The sequence below is a fragment of the Achromobacter piechaudii NBRC 102461 genome (assembly GCF_001571245.1).
Classification (GTDB): Bacteria; Pseudomonadota; Gammaproteobacteria; order Burkholderiales; family Burkholderiaceae_B; genus Achromobacter; species Achromobacter piechaudii.
This window is the reverse complement of sequence record NZ_BCTK01000006.1, coordinates 807129-822273: the sequence shown is the minus strand read 5'-3', so window position 1 is coordinate 822273 and position 15145 is coordinate 807129. Positions and strand designations below refer to the sequence as shown.

Genomic DNA, 15145 nt, shown 5'->3' with positions numbered 1-15145 from the left:
GCAGGACTCTACGCCGCGCTCCGCGCGAATACAAATATCGGGATTGACGTCTTTTAATATCCAACGCCTATCGCACCGACGAAAAAAGGCCCGCCGGAAAAACCGGCGGGCCTTTGTTTGCCCAGATTCAGGCTTACTGCGTGGACAGTTTGTCCGAGCGGGTTTTCCACAGCGAGAACAGCACGCCACCCAGGATCAGGCTGAACGTCACGCCCAGCGAAACCGCCGCGGGCACCTTGCCGATGAAGCCGACCAGGAAGATCTTCGTGCCGATGAACACCAGGACCAGAGCCAACGCGTACTTCAGGTAATGGAAGCGGTGGATCATGGCGGCCAGCGCGAAGTACAGCGCACGCAAACCCAGGATAGCGAAGATGTTGCTGGTGTAGACGATGAACGGGTCCGTCGTGATGGCGAAGATCGCCGGCACCGAATCCACCGCGAACACCAGGTCCACGAACTCGATCAACACCAGGGCCAACAGCAGCGGGGTTGCGAAGCGCACCTTCTTGGACGTGGCCGGGTCGGTCTCCGTCACCATGAACGCGTTGCCGCGCAAGCCTTCCGTGACACGCATATGGCGCTTGAGGAACTTCAGGATCGGGTTGGTGGCGATGTCCGGCGTCTGGTCGGCGATCATCCACATCTTGATGCCCGTGAAGACCAGGAACGCGCCAAACAGGTACAGAAGCCATCCGAAGTTGCTGACCAGCGCGGCGCCCAGGCCGATCATGATGGCGCGCAGCACGATCACGCCCAGGATGCCCCAGAACAACACGCGATGCTGGTACTGGCGCGGAATCGCGAAGAAGCTGAAGATCAGCGCGATCACGAACACGTTATCCATCGACAGCGACTTTTCGATCATGAAGCCCGTGTAATAGGCCATGCCGCTGGTCGCGCCCATCTGCCACCACACCCAGCCGCCAAACAGCAGGGCCGCCGTGATGTAGCCGGCCGACAGCAACAGGCTTTCACGCACGCCGATCTCGCGATCTTCCTTGTGCAGCACGCCCAGGTCAAAGGCCAGCAGGCTGACGACGATGCTGACGAACAGCAACCAGCTCCAGGTCGGTGTCCCTAAAAAGTCGTTCGTGAAGAATGTGATCAAAGTGTCCATGATTGCCCCGCTGTGTTCGAAGGTGCCCATGATCCGGATTTGGGACTCATCGAGAAATCAGCCTGAAAGTGAGTTAAGGTTCGAAAAAACCGAAGTGAGCGCAACCCCATGCTGAACTACCGTCACCTGTATTACTTCTGGATGGTCGCCAAGGAAGGCGGCTTTTCGCGCGCCGCCGAGCGGCTGGACATGGCCATCCAGACCATCAGCGCCCAGGTGCGCGAACTGGAAAAGAACCTGGGTCACCAGTTGCTCAAGCCGGCGGGACGCGGCGTGGCGCTGACGGACGCGGGCAAGGCCGCTTTCGCGCGCGCCGAAGAGATTTTCCAGATCGGCCACACCTTGCCGCAGGAAGTGCGCGCGGCCGCCACCAAGCCCGTCATCCGCCTATCAGTGGGCCTGTCCGACGGCATCTCCAAGCTGGCCGCGCATGCCCTGCTGGGCCCCGTGCTGGACACGCCGGACCTGCGGCTGACCTGCCACGAAGGCGAGGTCGAGGAACTGCTGGGCGAATTGGCGCAGCATCACCTGGACCTGGTGCTGGCGGGCCAGGGCGCGCCCGCCAACCCCAACCTGCGCCTGACGAGCGACCGGCTCGTGTCGTCCCCCGTGGACTGGTACGGTCCGGCGCGGCTGGTGCGCAAAACCGAGACGCAGGATTTCCCGCGCTGCCTGGAGCGGCTGCCGGTCCTGCTGCCCACCGGCCATTCCGTGCTGCGCCAGACGCTGGACCGCTGGTTTGGCGAACAAGGCGTGTTGCCCAACGTGGTCGGCGAGTTCGAGGACAGCGCGCTGATGTCGGTATTCGCCGCGCGCGGGCTGGGTGTTTTTCCGTTGAGCCGCCTGGGCGGCGACGACATCGGGCTGTTGCGCGGCCTGCGCCCGCTGGCCCGCTGCGACGACGTGCACGAGGAAATCCACGCCATCCGCAACCGGCGGGGACAGCACCATCCGCTGGTCCAGGCCATCCTTGCACAGGCTAAGACTTCGGTTTTTTCTTAATGTTTGTCACACGCACGCTGGTTTTTCGGAAATAGAATCCGCTTTATCGTGGACCCTCTTTTGAATCGGAGTACCACTGCAATGAAGAAAATCATCTGGCTCACCTTCGCCGTCCTGGCCGCGCTCTGGACGGGCCTGGTGGCCCTGACCCTGCAACTGACCGACTGGGTGCTGGCCACCATCGCCACCAGCCAGGTGCCGGGCGCCGCGCTGGACACGTCGCAATGGGTGGCGCCGGCGTGGGCGGCGGGCTGGCTGGACCCGGCCTGGTTGCAATCGCTGCAAGGCGGCCTGGTGTGGGCCGCGCAAGGGCTGAACCAGGTCTTGCCGGTGGCGGGCAGCCTGGGCACGCTGATCGCCGTGGTCGGCTGGATCTTCTGGGGCTTCATCATCGCCGGCCTGCTGGTCGTGGCGCTGATCCTGCACTGGCTGGCGGGTAAGCGCGAACAGGCCAACGCAGCGCCGGGCCGTCAAGTGGTGTAATAAGGGCCGGCAACGCGCCGCCCGGTACGCTGCCTTTTACAGGAGCGTGCCGTGCTTACCCGAATCGTCCCCGCCTCATTGAGCGCCTTGCTGGCCGTGGTTTGCCTGTCGCCCGCCTGCGCCACGGCCACCGCGCCCATCAGGTCCAACGGTCTGGGCGTGGACGTCTGCACGATCTCGGGCGCGTCCGGGCAGTACAGCGTGCGCGTGCGCAACACGGGCGAAACACCGCTGGCACGCGTCGACATCACCGGCGTGCGCCTGGATGCGGCCGGCCAGGCGGCCGAGCCGATCAACGTCAGCCTGACCGACATTCCCCCCGGCAAGTACAAGACCGCCGTCCTGGCGCGGCACGACGAATCCGCGGCGCTGGACCGCATCGTCACGTACCTGCTAGCCGATGGCACACCCCGCGCGCAACATGAGCTGTTCGCGGGCAAGGTGGCGCATGTGGCGCCCGGTTCAACGTTGCAATACACCCTGGCGCCGCTGGCCGTGCGCGGCTGGACGGTGGCTTACGGGTCGCCGGGCTCGATCAAGCTGGATGCCGGCAGCCCCGTCATTCTTGGCTACCCCGTGCGCAGCGGCGGCAAGCCCGCCACGCGCCCCGAGGCCGGTCGCAGTCCGACGGCCGTGGTGCCGCTGACGCCTTGCAAGACGTCGTGATCAGGTGCCACTGAGCAGGTCGCGCTCGTTCAGCAGCGCGTAGACAATCTCGGGCTTGTTGTCGAAGCCCCGCCGTATCGCGGCGGGCAGCGCGGTGCGCGTCTTGCGGCACAGGCCCGGCGCATCCTCCAGCTGGATGGAAATACCGCGCGAGGTACGCACTTCGTTATCGCTGGGCGTGATGACGATCACGATGCCCAACTGCGCCTGGATGCGACCCTGCATGGCGCGCAGGTCTTCCAGGCTGGTGATGTTTTCCAGCCGCGCGACCAGCCGCTTTTCTTCTTCCTTGGTCAGCCGCAGGATGCGGATATCCGCCGCCGGATCGGCGAGCAGCGTGTCGCGGTCGCACATACAGGCGCCCGGTGGACATTCTTGGCGGATGGGAAAAGGAACGTTCATGGCGGACAGCTGCGCGTGGGCCGGCAAAGGCATGGACAACACCAGACGGTCAATTCTACTCAAGATGCCGCGCCGCCTTGCAGCGCGCGTTGCTCGTTTTCCCGCACGGCGCTGCGGTATATTCCTCGCTCGATTCAACGGTGGGGAGAGGCGCGGGTGAAACGGATTTTTCTGGCGGCCGCACTGGGTGCGTTGACCTCCTGGGCCACCTTGGCGGCGTGGCCGGCGCAGGCGCAAGCCACTTCCCGCGACTTTCCCGTTTCCATCAAGCCCGGCCTGGCCGGCGTGGTCAGCGTGCGCGGCGACGGCCAGGCCCAGCAGGCGACCGTGCGCATAGGCGATGGTCCCGAACAGCCGCTGGCCCGCTTCGATGACGATGCCGTCGACCAGATGCAGGCGGTGGACATCGACCACGACGGCTACCGCGACCTGATACTGGGGCAAAGCGGCGGCAGCACGCAGCTGTTTGCGCGCCTGTTCCTGTATCGGCCCGATCGCGGCGGCTTCCAGGAAATCGAGCATCCCGACAAGTCCAGCCCCTGCAAAGGCTTCGTCAATCCGGTCATCGACGACAAGCAGGCCGTGATCAGCGTCGCGTGCCGCTACGGCGCGGCCAGCCACGGCTTCGAGCGATATACGCTGCACCCGGACGGCACCGTGCGCGCAACGTCCTGGGGCACGCAGGCGTTGTTCGGCCTGGAGGACGAGCCCGCCGAGCTGACCTATCGCTTTCTGGATGACGGGTCGGTGGACCGCATCGAGATCGACGGCGAAGGATCGCCGCTGGACGGCGGCGTCGTGGCGGTCAGCAAACTGGATCTGTACGACACACCCGACGTGAACGCCTCGCCCGCCATGACCGCCAGCGAGGATGACCACCTGGACGTCGTGGCGCTGCTGCCGCGCGATTGGCTGCAAGTGCGCTACGCCAGCAAGACGGCGGGCACCGTGCTCAAGTGGGTGCGCTATGGCGATCTGCGCGTGGACAAGCACAGGCTCGTCGCGCCCGCCGCGCAACACGGCCTGTCGCTGGACCTGGCCGACACGCTGGCCGACTGGCAAGGCGAGGACGGCGGCCAGTTCATGGTCAGCGTGGCCAACCACGGCGATGCACCCGTCGTCCTGAGCGCCCCGCGCGTGTGGCTGCTGCTGACCAATGCGCAGGGCCAGCGCATCATCCATCCGCTTTATCAGCGCGGCGGCGACACGCTGTACCCGGCCAACCCGCTGGGCCTTGCCCGCGACCCCGTCGTCTGGGCCGTGGGCGACGACGGGGTCGCGGGCTATCAGGTGAACGACAACGGCTACGGCACGGTCGCTTTCCTGCCCCCGCTGGCCCCCGGCGCCTACCGCGCGGCCGTCGTCCTGAGCGACCCCGGCAACCTGGCCCAGCCTGTCGTATCCAACGAGATCAGCCTGACCTACCCCTTGCCCAAACGGCCGCCCGCGCCCCAGTAAGCCCCACCCAGAGCCCGCTAGTGACCTCCTCTAAGCGATCCCTGTCCGCCCGCTTGAGGCTGGTCCTCGTCGCCCTGCTGGCGTTGACTCTGCTAGCCGCCGCCGCGCTGGCCGCGACCGGATTGCTGACGCGCGCCCGCCCGGCCGATGTAGCCATCGTGCTGGGCAATACCGTGCTGCCCACCGGCCAGCCTTCGCCCCGGCTGGCGGCAAGGCTGGATCGCGCCTACGACTGCTACGCCGCCATGCAATGCCGCCTGGTGTTCGTCAGTGGCGGCGTGGACCCGGCCGGCGCGGACGAAGCGGCGGTGATGCGCGACTATCTGATCGCGCGCGGCGTGCCCGCCGAGCGCATCGTCACGGACAGCGCGGGCGACAATTCCTGGGCCACCGCGCGCCACGCCAGCGCCTATATGCGCGAGCATGGCTATACCCGCGCGCTGGTCGTCACGCAGTATTTCCACGTGCCGCGCACCGTGCTGGCATTGCGCCGCCACGGCGTGGCGGACGTTAGCGGCGGGTATCCGCAATTTTTCGAATGGCGCGATCTTTATTCCATTTTTCGAGAACTGCCCGCCGTGGCCTGGTACGGCCTGCGCCCGCTATAGTGACGCCCCTGACACCTCTCATTGCCCGAAAGCTCCAAGGACCGACGCCGTGCTGATTTTCCACAACCCCGTCCATGACCAACACGCAGGCCGCCAGGAAATGTTCCGGGGCAAGCTCGTGCCTTGCCACGAAACGCCGGCGCGCCTGGAATATGTCATGGACGCGCTGCGCCAACGCGGCATCGGCGAACTGCGCGCGCCGTCCGCGCCGGACATGGAACTGGTCAAGCGCGTGCACACCCCGCGCTACGTGGATTTTCTGGCCCGTGCCTGGCAGGATTGGCTGGCGCTGGATCCGACCAATGCCGAGCTGGACATCCTGCCTTCGGTCTGGCCGGTGCGCGGCTTTCGCCACGATATCGAACCCACCAACTTCGCCGCGCGCCTGGGCCTGTTCTCGTTCGACAGCGGCTGTCCGATCACGGCCGGCACCTGGACGGCGGCCACCGCCGGCGCGGCCTGCGCCATCGATGCGGCCCGCGCCGTAACAGGCACGGGCGGCCCGCGCGTGGCCATGGCGCTGACGCGCCCGCCCGGCCATCACGCCGGTGCGGACTTCTTTGGCGGCTACTGCTTCCTGAACAATGCGGCGCTGGCCGCCCAGGCGCTGCGCGATGCCGGCGCGGCGCGCGTCGCGATTCTTGACGTGGACTATCACCATGGCAACGGCACGCAAAGCATCTTCTATGAACGCGGCGACGTGCTGACGGTGTCGGTGCATGGCGACCCGACCACCGAATACCCGTTCTTCCTGGGCTATGCCGACGAAGCCGGCGAAGGCGCGGGCTTCGGCGCCAACCTGAACCTGCCGCTGCCGGCCGGCACCGATTTCGCCACCTGGACGCAGGCGCTGCAACAAGGGCTGTCCGCCATTGCCGCATTCAAGGCCGACGCGCTGGTCATCGCACTGGGCGTGGACACGTACGAGGGCGACCCGATTTCCAAGTTCAAGCTGAAAAGCGCGCACTACCTGGAAGTCGGCCGCGCGCTGGCCAGCCTGGGGCTGCCGACGGTGTTCACGATGGAAGGCGGTTACGCCGTCGCCGACGTGGGCGTCAACGTGGCGAACGTACTGGAAGGCTTCGGGGGCTGAAACCGGGGCGCGCGCCGCGCAACCTAAGCGGCAGCGCCCGCGATCAGTCCCGCGTTTCGAGCACCTTGTTGATGCGCAATGCCAGCAAGGTGCAGGCCGCGCCAGACAGCAGGTAGATGCTGACGGCCACCAGCCCGAACCTGGCCGACAGCCCCAAGGCCACCACCGGCGCGAAGGCCGCGCCGACCAGCCAGGCCATATCGGACGTCAGCGCCGCACCCGTGTAGCGGAAGCGCCGCGTGAAGTTGGCGGTGACGGTGCCCGATGCCTGCCCGTAGGACAGGCCCAGCAATGCAAAGCCCACCAGGATGAACGCGTCCTGGCCCACCGGCCCGCCGCCCAGCAGCCACGGCGCGAACAGCGCGAAGATGCCGATGGCAACCGCCAGCAAGCCCAGCGTGGTGCGCCGGCCGATGCGGTCGGCGAGCCAGCCCGAGGCCACCGTGCCCAGAATGCCCAGCACCGCGCCGAAGATCTGCACGATCAGCACGTCTGTGATCTGTTGCGTCGCGCTGATGGCAATCCACGACAGCGGGAACACCGTGACCAGGTGGAACAGCGCATAGCTGGCCAGCGCGGCGAACGCGCCGATGAAAAGGTTATAGCCTTGCGAGCGCACCATCTCGGCGATGCTGATGGGTTCCAGTTCGCCCTCTTCGAGCAACTGCGTGTATTCCTCGGTGACCACCAGCCGCAGCCGCGCGAACAGCGCCACGACGTTGATGGCGAAGGCCACGAAGAAGGGATAGCGCCAGCCCCATTCGATGAAGTCGGCCTGCGTGAGCGTCACGTGCAAATACAGGAACAGCGCGCTTGCCACCAGGAACCCGACCGGCGCGCCCAACTGCCCCATCATCGAATACCAGCCGCGCCGATTGGGCGGCGCGTTCAGCGCCAGCAACGACGGCAGGCCGTCCCATGACCCGCCGAACGCCAGTCCTTGCAGGCAGCGAAACACCGCCAGCAAGGTGATCGCGTGCGCGCCGATGGTTTCATAGCTGGGCAAAAACGCCATGCCCACCGTGGCCGTGCCCAACACGAACAAGGCAACCGTCAATTTCGTGGCGCGGCCCCAACGCCGCTGGACGGCCATCGACAAGGCAGTGCCGATGGGCCGCATGATGAACGCGAACGAGAAGATGACGAAGGACCACAAGGTGCCTTCTAGCGGCGCTTCAAAGGGGAAGAAGACTTTAGGAAAGACCAGCACGCATGCGATGCCGAATACGAAAAAGTCGAAGTATTCGGATGCGCGTCCCACCACCACGCCTACGGCGATTTCGCCGGGAGCCACCTTGGCATGGCTGGCCCCGCCGGACGTTGCCCCCGGGCCGGGAACGGAAGGGGCATGACCGGGATACTGCGTGGAGGTCGACATGGATGTGCTCACTGTAGGAAGTTCGAAACCGCCTTGTCTACGATCTTGCAACATGCCAGTGCAGGACGACCCCGCTGCCCGCCAAGCCGCGTCCGCATTGGGATAGCGCCCTGCCGCGCACGCTTTGCCGCGCACACTTTTGTTCTTTTTACCCTAGATTTTTCGCGGCTTCCAGCGTAGTGTTGCGTTTACTTCCCACGGTTACGTTTCGGGGTATGGCCATGCCGTCCTTCCCAAGGCTCCGCGGATTGATCTTGTTTGCCGCCCTGCCATTGCTCGCTGGATGCAATGCGGTGCTGCTCTCGCCATCGGGCGACGTGGCGGTGCAGCAGCGCAACCTGATCATCATCTCAACCGGCTTGATGCTGCTCATCATCGTGCCGGTGATCTTCTTGACGCTGCTCTTTGCCTGGCGTTATCGCGCCAGCAACAAAGAAGCGCACTACGACCCGGAATGGAATCACTCCACGATGCTGGAGCTGCTGATCTGGGCCGCCCCGCTCCTGATCATCATCGCGCTGGGCGCGCTGACCTGGGTCAGCACACATCAACTGGATCCCTATCGCCCGCTGGCGCGCCTGTCCGAAGGCCGCGAAGTGCCGCCCGACACCAAGCCGCTGGTGGTCGAAGTGGTGGCGCTCGACTGGAAATGGCTGTTCCTGTATCCCGAGCAGGGCATCGCCGCCGTGAACGAAATGGCCGCGCCGGTAGACCGGCCGATCCAATTCAAGATCACCTCGTCCTCGGTCATGAACTCCTTCTTCGTGCCCGCGCTGGCCGGACAGATCTACGCGATGCCAGGCATGCAGACGACCTTGCACGCGGTGATCAATCACCCCGGCGAATACGAAGGCCTGTCAGCCAACTACAGCGGCTCGGGCTTCTCGGGCATGCGCTTCAAATTCCATGGACTGGATCACCAGGGCTTCGACAAATGGGTGGCCGACACCCGCGCCTCGGGCCAGCGGCTCAGTCGCGACGCCTACCTGAAGCTTGAGCAGCCCAGCGAACGCAACCCCGTCCAACACTACGCATCGGTGGCGCCCGGCCTGTTCGACGCCATCGTGAACCGCTGCGTGGAAGGCAACCGCATGTGCATGAAGGACGCGATGGCGATCGATGCGCAAGGCGGCATGGGCATTCCGGGCGCGCTCAACGTCACCACCATGGACGCGCAGACGCGCGAACGGCTGGGCTTGACGGGCACGCCGGCTCGCAAATATGTCGGTTCGATGTGCACGTCCACCGAAGGGTTGGTGCTGTAACGGCGCTGCGCAGGCTGCGCGCCGAGGGTTTCATGAAATCGTGGTCTTTACGCTGGAATCAAGATGCCTGATCAACCAGACCTCACCAAGCTGTTCTTCGGTCGCCTGACCTGGGACGCCATTCCTTTCCACGAACCCATTCTGCTGGCCACGTTCTTCATGGTGGCCGTCGGCGGCATCGTGGTGCTGGGCTCGATCACCTACTACAAGAAGTGGGGCTATCTGTGGCACGAGTGGTTCACCAGCATCGACCACAAGAAGATCGGGATCATGTACGTGGTGCTGGGCATCGTGATGCTGCTGCGCGGTTTTGCCGACGCCATCATGATGCGCTTGCAGCAGGCCGTGGCCTTCGGCGATTCCACCGGCTATCTGCCGCCGCACCACTACGATCAGATCTTCACCGCGCACGGCGTGATCATGATTTTCTTCGTGGCCATGCCCTTGGTGACGGGGCTGATGAACTACATCGTGCCCTTGCAGATCGGCGCGCGCGACGTGGCCTTTCCGTTCTTGAACAACTTCAGTTTCTGGATGACGACGGGCGGCGTGATCCTGGTGATGATGTCGCTGTTCGTCGGCGAATTCGCGCGCACGGGCTGGCTGGCGTATCCACCCTTATCGGGCATCCTGCACAGTCCAGACGTCGGGGTCGATTACTACATATGGGCATTACAGATTGCCGGGGTGGGAACCCTGCTATCCGGCGTCAACCTGCTGGTCACCATCGTGAAGATGCGCGCCCCCGGCATGACCATGATGCGCATGCCCATCTTCACCTGGACCGCCTTGTGCACCAACGTGCTGATCGTGGCGGCCTTCCCCGTGCTGACCGCCGTGCTGGCGCTGCTGTCCATGGACCGCTACGTGGGCACCAACTTCTTCACCGCGGACTTCGGCGGCAACGCCATGATGTACGTGAACCTGATCTGGATCTGGGGCCACCCCGAGGTCTACATCCTGATCCTGCCGGCCTTCGGCATCTTCTCCGAAGTGGTCGCCACGTTCTGCCGCAAGCGTCTGTTCGGCTATGCGTCCATGGTGTACGCAACGGTGGTGATCACCGTGCTGTCGTACCTGGTCTGGCTGCATCACTTCTTCACCATGGGGTCAGGGGCCAGCGTGAACTCGTTCTTCGGGATCACGACGATGATCATTTCGATCCCGACAGGCGCCAAGATCTTCAACTGGCTCTTCACCATGTACCGGGGCCGCATCCGCTTTGAAGTTCCCATGCTCTGGACGCTGGGCTTCATGGTCACGTTCGTGATCGGCGGTATGACAGGCGTATTGCTGGCGGTGCCGCCGGCCGACTTCGCGCTGCACAACAGCCTGTTCCTGATCGCGCACTTTCACAACGTGATCATCGGCGGCGTGCTGTTCGGGTTGATGGCCGGCATCACCTACTGGTTCCCCAAGGCCTTCGGCTACAAGCTCGATCCCTTCTGGGGCAAGTGTTCGTTCTGGTTCTGGCTGGTCGGCTTCTATGTGGCGTTCATGCCGCTGTACGTGCTGGGCCTGATGGGCGTGACGCGCCGCGTGAACCATTTCGAAGACATGTCCTTGCAGATCTGGTTCCAGATTGCCGCCTTCGGCGCGCTGCTGATTGCCTGCGGCATTGGCAGCTTCATCATCCAGCTCGTGGTCAGCTACCGCCGCCGTGATCAGTTGCGCGACGAAACGGGCGACCCCTGGGGCGGCCGCACGCTGGAATGGTCCACGTCGTCGCCGCCGCCCAACTACAACTTCGCCTTCACGCCGCGCGTGCATGACCTGGATGCCTGGTGGCAGATGAAGCAGCACGGCTACGAGCGGCCGCAGCAAGGCTTCATTCCCATCCACATGCCCAAGAACACCTGGGCCGGCATCGTGCTGGCGGGCATCAGCGTGGTGCTGGGCTTTGCGTTGATCTGGCACATGTGGCCCTTGGTGGTACTGGCCTTCGCGGCGCTGATCCTGGTGTCCATCATTCATACCTTCAACTACAAGCGCGACTACTACGTGCCGGCCACCGAGGTCGTGCGCGAAGAAGACGCCCGCACGAGGTTGTTAGCGAAACATGTCTGATACCTTGGCCCCTACCCTGCAAGGCGGCGCCACGCCGCCGACCGAGCCCGTGTTCTACGTCCCGGGCGAACACCACCCCAAGAACGGAACGCTGCTTGGGTTCTGGGTGTACCTGATGAGCGATTGCCTCATCTTCGCCTGCCTGTTCGCCACCTACGGCGTGCTGGGCCGCAGCTACGCGGCGGGGCCGTCCGGCGCGGATCTGTTCGACCTGCCGCTGGTGGCGGTGAACACCTCGCTGCTGCTCTTATCCTCGATCACCTACGGCTTCGCCATGCTGGAAATGCGGCGCAACCGCATCGGCGCCACGCAGCTGTGGCTGGCGGTGACGGGGCTGCTGGGGCTGGGCTTTCTGTCGCTGGAAATCTATGAATTCGCGCATCTGATCCACCAGGGCGCGGGCCCGCAGCGCAGCGCCTTCCTGTCGGCCTTCTTCACGCTCGTCGGCACGCACGGGCTGCACGTCACCTTCGGCATCGTCTGGCTGGTGACGATGATGATCCAGGTGCAGATGCACGGACTCATCCCCGAGAACCGCCGCCGCCTGATGTGCCTGTCGATGTTCTGGCACTTCCTCGACCTGATCTGGGTGGGCGTGTTCACCTTCGTGTATCTGATGGGAGTGCTGCCATGAGCTCGCACATGGACAACCTGGTTGATAGCGGGCATGGCCACCACGGACATGGCGGCGGCCACGACCATCACGACGACGACGGCGCCGGCCACGGCACGCTGAAAAGCTACGTCACCGGCTTCATCCTGGCCGCCATCCTGACCGCCATTCCGTTCTGGCTGGTGATGGACCGCGTGTTCGCCAGCTCGCGCACGACGGCGCTGGTGATCCTGGCTTTCGCGGTGGTGCAGATCGTCGTGCACATCATCTACTTCCTGCACATGGACACCAAGTCCGAAAGCGGCTGGAACATGTTGGCGTTAATATTCACGCTGGTGCTGGTCGTAATCACGCTCAGCGGGTCAATCTGGATCATGTATCACTTGAACTCCAATATGATGCCCATGTCCACACACGACATGCGGAATATGCCCTGATGGCAGCAGTAAAAGACACCACTATTCGCGACACCCCCCGTAGTCCCCGCAGCAAAACCACCCTGGTCATCCTCGGGGTGGTGGCTGCTGCGCTGTTCGCGGGCCTGTGCGCGCTGGGCACCTGGCAGGTGCACCGGCTGGCCTGGAAAGAGGAGTTGATCTCGCAGGTCAAGCAGCGGGCGCACGCGCCCACCGCGCCTGCGCCGGGCAAGCAGGAATGGCGCGGGCTGACCTCGGCCAATGCCGAATACCGCCACGTGACAGCCACCGGCACCTACCAGTACGACCGCCAGACGCTGGTGCAGGCCGCCACCGAACTGGGCAGCGGCTACTGGGTCATGACGCCGCTGCGCATGGCCGATGGCGGCACCGTGCTGGTCAATCGCGGGTTCGTGCTGCCGCAGTGGCGCAAGACGCAGGGCGCGAATCCGCCGCCGCCCGCCGAAGGCCGCGTGACGGGCCTGCTGCGCATGGGCGAGCCGGGCAGCGGTTTCTTGCGCAACAACGATCCGGCCGCCAACCTCTGGTATTCGCGGGATCTGCCCGCCATCGCCACGGCGCGCGGCCTGAGCGACGTGGCGCCGTACTTCATCGACGCCGACGCGTCCTCCAGCCCCAGCCGCGATCCGGCTCAAGACCCCGTCGGCGGACTGACTGTCTTGACCTTCCCCAACAACCACCTGGTCTATGCGATCACCTGGTACGCGCTGGCGTTGATGATCATCGTGGGCGTGGTGATCTTCGTACGCGAAGACAGGCGCGCACGCGCAAAAGCCTGATCCGTCTGCGAAAAAAAAGCCGCGCTGCCCTGCCAGGGGCGCGCGGCTTTTTTCATGGCCAGCGTGCGTCTATCAACGCAACTACCAGGCAATGCTGCCCGCCTCGGGGCACTCCCACGAACCATGCAGGCGTTGCCGGATCTGGGCCAGGTTCTGCTCCACGAGCAACTGGCCGTCACGGAACACCGGCACCAGCGCGCCGCCCGCCGCCTCTTCAGCCGTTTGCTGATCGTGCAACACGTAGCCGGTGTCGGTTTCGTCCACCCGCAACAGGCCCTTGGCCGAACGCTTCACGCCGGAATCGGTCACCGGGTCTTTCACCAATTCCTCGGGCTCGCCATTGACCTCGGCATAGGTGGCCTTCAAGGCCCAGCCGAAGGTGTCGCGCGTCAGGTACTGGTAGGTGTACGAGCCGATGCCCAGCACGACGTTGCCCGAGGCATACCCCTTCTTTTCCAGGCGCACGAGGATGTCGCGACCGCGCGCCAGCGTTATGGAATCGCCGTAGATCAGGCCTACGTGCGGGTCCAGCAGCTTGTAGCCCTGGTCCGTGATGACGCCGCCGAAGATGTCCCACAGGCATTGCACCGCGCCCTTGACCTCGGCTTCGCGCAGCGGCTGGATCGCGCGGGCGTCCTCGCCCAGCAGCCAGTACTGGCCGGTGGCGGCGTCGCGCACGGCCTCGTAGCCGTCGCGCTGCGCGGCGACCCGCGCGGCGGCGTCTTCCACGCTGGCCACATCGGTGCAGAAGTAGCCCGTCAGGATCTTGACCGGGTCACCGGAATCGGGGCGGAACACCACCTTGGCGTTGCCGAAGGGGTCCGGCCGGCGCGCCATGATCTCCGGCTTCAGGGCGGCGGCGAAATCGGTCACCACCTGCCAGAAGTCCCAGGTGTCCGACACCACCGACACGATGCCGCCCGGATAGACCTGTGTGACCAGCCGGCGGATGGTTTCGATCTCGCCTTCCTTGCTGCCCAGGCACATGACCGAGTGTTCCGTCGCCGGCACCGATCCGCCGACCAGCTCGCGGTCGGAATCCGCGCCGTAGATGTCTTCCAGGTAATCGATCGCCGGAATCGTGTCGGTGCCGGTGAACGACAGCAGGTGGCCCGCGCCGCTCTTGCGGGCGTCGTACAGGCCCGACATGCCGCGCATGGAGAAGTCGTGCCCCTGCCAGTTCACGAAGTCCATCGGGCTGCCCGTCAGGCGCGCGAAATAGGTCAGCAGCTTGCGGTATTCAAAGGCGATGGTCGCAACCGTTGATGGCTTCCAGGACTCGCAGCTGAACAAGGTCTCGATGTAAGTAACCAACCACGCAAAGTCGGGATGCGTGTTGACGAAGGTGACGGGCGGCACGCGGATGTCGACGCGCGCGCCTTCGGGCACCGAGCGGATTTCCAGCGGCAGGTAACCCAGCTCGTACAGCGCTTGCAGGTGATCGACCGTGACCGCGCCCTTGCCCAGCGCATTGTCCACGCGGCGCTGGTACTGGCGCACGGCGCTGCCGGCAGGCTTGTCGAAGAATTCCCGATTGAACAGGTCGATCAGGATTTCCTTGATGAAGCCTTGCAGGCCGAACCAGACGATCTTGCCGTCGAACAATTCGGGCAGCACCGGCGCCAGCCGCGCCGAACGCGGCGTGAAATTGGCCAGGATCTTGTTGGTGCCCTTGGGGTACTGGAACGGGTGGCCGGTCTTGTAGAAGTCCGCTTGCAGGAAGGGGTTGATGCCGTTCTTGGCGATCAGGGTGTCGGGGGCATTCATGGCGGTT

Annotated in this window: 15 protein-coding genes; 11 read left to right on the top strand and 4 right to left on the bottom strand. The window is 64.7% G+C overall.

The features are described 5' to 3' along the window. Positions 1–133: 133 nt before the first annotated feature. Positions 134–1120: a TerC family protein gene (locus API01S_RS15800; RefSeq protein ID WP_039884486.1), complete on the bottom strand. Its 987-nt coding sequence runs from the start codon at positions 1118–1120 to the stop codon at positions 134–136. Between the two features lie 108 nt (positions 1121–1228). Between API01S_RS15800 and API01S_RS15795 the strand changes: the two genes are divergently transcribed. The 3 genes from API01S_RS15795 (at position 1229) to API01S_RS15785 (ending at position 3271) form a co-directional block, all read left to right on the top strand. Then, on the top strand, positions 1229–2122 hold the full coding sequence (locus API01S_RS15795) for a LysR family transcriptional regulator (RefSeq protein WP_050729335.1): 894 nt from the start codon (positions 1229–1231) through the stop codon (positions 2120–2122). An 81-nt stretch (positions 2123–2203) separates the two neighbouring features. Next, positions 2204–2605 carry a hypothetical protein gene (locus tag API01S_RS15790; protein ID WP_006221388.1) on the top strand — a complete coding sequence of 134 codons (402 nt, stop codon included), beginning with the start codon at positions 2204–2206 and terminating at the stop codon, positions 2603–2605. 51 nt (positions 2606–2656) lie between these two features. Then, positions 2657–3271 carry a hypothetical protein gene (locus API01S_RS15785; protein ID WP_061305201.1) on the top strand — a complete coding sequence of 205 codons (615 nt, stop codon included), beginning with the start codon at positions 2657–2659 and terminating at the stop codon, positions 3269–3271. Here API01S_RS15785 and API01S_RS15780 read toward each other — a convergent pair whose 3' ends face one another. After that, positions 3272–3673, bottom strand: a complete 402-nt coding sequence (locus API01S_RS15780) for a hypothetical protein (protein ID WP_039884487.1) — start codon at positions 3671–3673, stop codon at positions 3272–3274. A 156-nt stretch (positions 3674–3829) separates the two neighbouring features. Here API01S_RS15780 and API01S_RS15775 point away from each other — a divergent pair, with 156 nt between their 5' ends. From API01S_RS15775 to API01S_RS15765, 3 genes are read left to right on the top strand one after another with little or no spacing between them, the layout of a single operon-like run. Then, positions 3830–5131, top strand: coding sequence for an XAC2610-related protein (locus tag API01S_RS15775; protein ID WP_084802442.1), 1302 nt, complete (start codon positions 3830–3832; stop codon positions 5129–5131). Positions 5132–5151: 20 nt separating this feature from the next. Next, complete coding sequence (locus tag API01S_RS15770; RefSeq protein WP_254598599.1) at positions 5152–5739, top strand: YdcF family protein; 588 nt, start codon at positions 5152–5154, stop codon at positions 5737–5739. A 49-nt stretch (positions 5740–5788) separates the two neighbouring features. Next, positions 5789–6832 (top strand): histone deacetylase family protein, encoded by a 1044-nt coding sequence (locus API01S_RS15765; protein ID WP_061305196.1) that lies wholly within the window; start codon positions 5789–5791, stop codon positions 6830–6832. Between the two features lie 43 nt (positions 6833–6875). Here API01S_RS15765 and API01S_RS15760 read toward each other — a convergent pair whose 3' ends face one another. Continuing rightward, the gene (locus tag API01S_RS15760; RefSeq protein ID WP_050729339.1) at positions 6876–8210 is read right to left on the bottom strand and encodes an MFS transporter; all 1335 of its coding nucleotides are present in this window, start codon (positions 8208–8210) and stop codon (positions 6876–6878) included. A gap of 221 nt (positions 8211–8431) precedes the next feature. On the opposite strand from API01S_RS15760, the gene cyoA reads away from it, so the two are divergent. From cyoA to API01S_RS15735, 5 genes are all read left to right on the top strand, one after another. Further along, positions 8432–9475 carry a ubiquinol oxidase subunit II gene (gene cyoA / locus API01S_RS15755; RefSeq protein WP_050729667.1) on the top strand — a complete coding sequence of 348 codons (1044 nt, stop codon included), beginning with the start codon at positions 8432–8434 and terminating at the stop codon, positions 9473–9475. Positions 9476–9538: 63 nt separating this feature from the next. Continuing rightward, positions 9539–11542, top strand: a complete 2004-nt coding sequence (gene cyoB, locus API01S_RS15750) for a cytochrome o ubiquinol oxidase subunit I (protein WP_050729340.1) — start codon at positions 9539–9541, stop codon at positions 11540–11542. Further along, positions 11535–12176 carry a cytochrome o ubiquinol oxidase subunit III gene (cyoC, locus tag API01S_RS15745; protein ID WP_006221398.1) on the top strand — a complete coding sequence of 214 codons (642 nt, stop codon included), beginning with the start codon at positions 11535–11537 and terminating at the stop codon, positions 12174–12176. The genes cyoB and cyoC overlap by 8 nt, the downstream gene beginning before the upstream one ends. Beyond that, a complete protein-coding gene (gene cyoD, locus API01S_RS15740) occupies positions 12173–12592 on the top strand; it encodes a cytochrome o ubiquinol oxidase subunit IV (protein WP_050729341.1) in 420 nt (139 codons plus the stop codon). Before cyoC ends, cyoD begins: the two co-directional genes overlap by 4 nt. Then, positions 12592–13371 (top strand): SURF1 family protein, encoded by a 780-nt coding sequence (locus API01S_RS15735; RefSeq protein WP_061305194.1) that lies wholly within the window; start codon positions 12592–12594, stop codon positions 13369–13371. The genes cyoD and API01S_RS15735 overlap by 1 nt, the downstream gene beginning before the upstream one ends. A gap of 81 nt (positions 13372–13452) precedes the next feature. On the opposite strand, the gene API01S_RS15730 is transcribed toward API01S_RS15735, so the two are convergent. Further along, positions 13453–15138, bottom strand: a complete 1686-nt coding sequence (locus tag API01S_RS15730; protein WP_050729343.1) for a nicotinate phosphoribosyltransferase — start codon at positions 15136–15138, stop codon at positions 13453–13455. Positions 15139–15145 lie beyond the last annotated feature (7 nt).

Coding starts and splice junctions, on each gene's coding strand:
- API01S_RS15800 (WP_039884486.1), bottom strand. CDS start 1,120: ATGGACACTTTGATCACATTCTTCACGAACGACTTTTTAGGGACACCG.
- API01S_RS15795 (WP_050729335.1), top strand. CDS start 1,229: ATGCTGAACTACCGTCACCTGTATTACTTCTGGATGGTCGCCAAGGAA.
- API01S_RS15790 (WP_006221388.1), top strand. CDS start 2,204: ATGAAGAAAATCATCTGGCTCACCTTCGCCGTCCTGGCCGCGCTCTGG.
- API01S_RS15780 (WP_039884487.1), bottom strand. CDS start 3,673: ATGAACGTTCCTTTTCCCATCCGCCAAGAATGTCCACCGGGCGCCTGT.
- API01S_RS15760 (WP_050729339.1), bottom strand. CDS start 8,210: ATGTCGACCTCCACGCAGTATCCCGGTCATGCCCCTTCCGTTCCCGGC.
- cyoA (WP_050729667.1), top strand. CDS start 8,432: ATGCCGTCCTTCCCAAGGCTCCGCGGATTGATCTTGTTTGCCGCCCTG.
- cyoB (WP_050729340.1), top strand. CDS start 9,539: ATGCCTGATCAACCAGACCTCACCAAGCTGTTCTTCGGTCGCCTGACC.
- cyoC (WP_006221398.1), top strand. CDS start 11,535: ATGTCTGATACCTTGGCCCCTACCCTGCAAGGCGGCGCCACGCCGCCG.
- cyoD (WP_050729341.1), top strand. CDS start 12,173: ATGAGCTCGCACATGGACAACCTGGTTGATAGCGGGCATGGCCACCAC.
- API01S_RS15735 (WP_061305194.1), top strand. CDS start 12,592: ATGGCAGCAGTAAAAGACACCACTATTCGCGACACCCCCCGTAGTCCC.
- API01S_RS15730 (WP_050729343.1), bottom strand. CDS start 15,138: ATGAATGCCCCCGACACCCTGATCGCCAAGAACGGCATCAACCCCTTC.